This window comes from Escherichia sp. TW14182 (assembly GCF_000208525.1).
In the GTDB taxonomy this organism is placed as follows: Bacteria; Pseudomonadota; Gammaproteobacteria; order Enterobacterales; family Enterobacteriaceae; genus Escherichia; species Escherichia ruysiae.
On record NZ_AEJZ01000358.1, the window covers coordinates 1 to 2,542 of the forward strand.

General features: G+C 44.3%; 1 protein-coding gene and 2 pseudogenes. 1 reads left to right on the plus strand and 2 read right to left on the minus strand.

The features are described from left to right. Positions 1–326: 326 nt before the first annotated feature. Positions 327–680, minus strand: a pseudogene (locus EQY_RS0121730) (nucleotidyl transferase AbiEii/AbiGii toxin family protein); the annotation flags it as partial. Then, a pseudogene (locus EQY_RS27350) lies at positions 667–1,447 on the minus strand (type IV toxin-antitoxin system AbiEi family antitoxin domain-containing protein). The pseudogenes EQY_RS27350 and EQY_RS0121730, both read right to left, overlap by 14 nt. A gap of 149 nt (positions 1,448–1,596) precedes the next feature. On the opposite strand from EQY_RS27350, the gene EQY_RS0121740 reads away from it, so the two are divergent. Further along, a complete protein-coding gene (locus EQY_RS0121740; protein ID WP_000547573.1) occupies positions 1,597–2,466 on the plus strand; it encodes a hypothetical protein in 870 nt (289 codons plus the stop codon). Positions 2,467–2,542: the final 76 nt, after the last annotated feature.

A 2,542-nucleotide genomic window follows, 5' to 3' on the forward strand; every position in this document is an offset into this window, starting at 1 on the left:
AGTAAAAATCAGGGATGAGACATATAAGAGAGATTACGTATCTTTTGTTCCGTTTGCTGATAGTAAGAAAATTGCGGAATTAAAAAAAATGACCAGAGACTGTCTGGTATTAGACGATGTTGATATTCAACAATGGGATACATTGTTTGATGATAATGGGAAAGTGAGGGAATGATATTTTTGCGCTAAAATAATAAATATTAGCTGTCGGGAACGCTTACCTCAGACCGTTATGTGTGGAGTCTGATCCACACATAACGGTCTGAGGTTCACATATAGTAGGTGGAACTGCACACATAGCGGCGTGAAAAACATTCCCACCTCGACAACAGCCCACGCCAGACAGGACTAACCTCGATCTTTATCTGTGCATCAGCGGTATTCACAATGATGCGCTTTTCATTTGCTTTATTTTCCTGTCGAATCGCGGTAATCCCCGGTTTACTGTTCAGCGATGCAGTAATTCTCTTCAAAGCATCGTTAATAGCCGTCAAATCGGTATCGCGATCAGCAAAAGTCTTATACGCCAGATCGATATCCACCGACAAACGGGGAAAATCCTGCACAAACAAATTGATTGCAGTGCCGCCTTTCAACGCGAAACAGGACTCCTTCGCCACATGCGGCAGAGCAGCCATCAGCAGTTTAACCTGTCGGTCATAACTATCACGCAGATCCATCTTCAATTCCTTCCGGTTTAAATGTGCGTGGAACAGTAATTTGATAATCCGGCTCCAGCCAGCCGCCGGGTATGATTTGCCGCTTTCCTGTACCTGTTTCTATACCGCTTTGATCAAGATACTGAAAATAAGGGTGCCCATTACGCCGGGCAAGGTAAAGCATCACCCGGTTGGTTTTACCGAATGGCTGGCGCAGAGTAGTGTTTGTAATTTACGCGGGCTGAGAAGATTCATTCCCTGAAACAGAGCATCGGCATGTTCGAACGAGATCAACGAAGGAACACCGTAGGCGATCTCATACGCGGCCAGTTCCGGGACACTGCCCGCTAACTGCCGGTCGCCGACATTCAGTTTTGTCGTGAATGGTGTTATATCGACGGTGAGGCCAGAGGTATACACTGTGACAAACGTCGTAGATTGGTCGAAGGCAGCAAAACATCCCGGTAGCTTGACGTAAGCCGGGAGCGCGAGCCAGACCTGCGATTTCCCCAGTTCGGTATAGTGCGCATAGCCCTGAAGCGCAAGGCTGGTTAGCCCCGCCACCCGAACTGGCCTTTCCCACTGCGATTGCAGGCAGTAAACTGCATCCACCAATCCGGTTCACGACCCGTCCGGCAGTATACGCCGTGAGCGATTCGCCTGAGCCAGCCATTCTGGACATAGAGATAAGAGAGCTTACGATCTATGCCGTTGCGGGTAAGCCATGACTGGAGCAACACCTGACTGGGGAGGGTGTTTTGCATCAGCCAGTTTATATACTTTGGCAAATGTCGTCTCTTGATTGACAATTTTGAAAATTATTAAACTAATATAGTTCTTGTTTTTAGACTGGTACAGGTATTTGACTAAATAGTCATAAGTCTTTCAGGAGACTTAGTTGTATGATTTATGCAGATTATTTTTAGTGGAGCAATCAATGCATATCATAACTAAAGATTTTGTACATAAAATTGACGACAAGTTGATAGCCGCTGATGTCGCACTTCATGCTCGACCATTTTGTGTTGTAATCGAATGGATGAAAGAAAAAAATATCACTGGCGATATACTGGATAAGGGGATATGGGAGCCTGTGATGGGGATTTATGAATATCTTTACCCAAAAGGCGATTTTTCTATTCCATCAGTAATGGTTGGTGGGGGTGCTCTGCGTGATGTGATGTACCCTGTGCACATTAATGTCGCTTATGGTTCTTTTAGTATTGATCCCCTCAAATGTATTGATATCTCGCAAAGCGAATTAGAATTTATTTTTCAGAATTACCCAGAGCAAGGTTGGAGGGCTTTTTATGGCGTCTGTGATCTTTGGGACTTTGGATATGGCGTTGATGATCTTATCAACATGGGATCTCCGGCAAAAGAACTTTTATGTAATGCGCGGTCATCCGCTGTGGCGACCCCCCGTATTCTATCTGGAACAGATCCTGATGCTGCTGTTCAAACGGCATGTTTGATGGCTGAATTATCAATTAAAGCTTCACTAACTCACTTAGGATGGACTGGTGACCAACTAAAAAAATTGTCACATCATCTACCCAAACTAGCCGCTGAATTAATTAAGATTAAACCTACACGCAATGATGAGCGGTTGTTCCAGGCATGCGCAAATTTTCCAAATTATGTAGAAAGTCGATATGCTTTTCATGGTATGACTCGCCTTGAACTTATGGCACTTTCAATGCGTGCGCTATTTGTTGCTTCTGAGGCGATCCGCCGCATATCTCAACGTAATATGGCCAACGAGATGGAAGAACGATCCGATTGTCCTTCCCGACCAGTGCTTTGATGGGATGAAAGAATAATATTAAATTATTGAAGAATTATATATAGATAAATGCAGATTATGTGGGAGGGAAATAGTA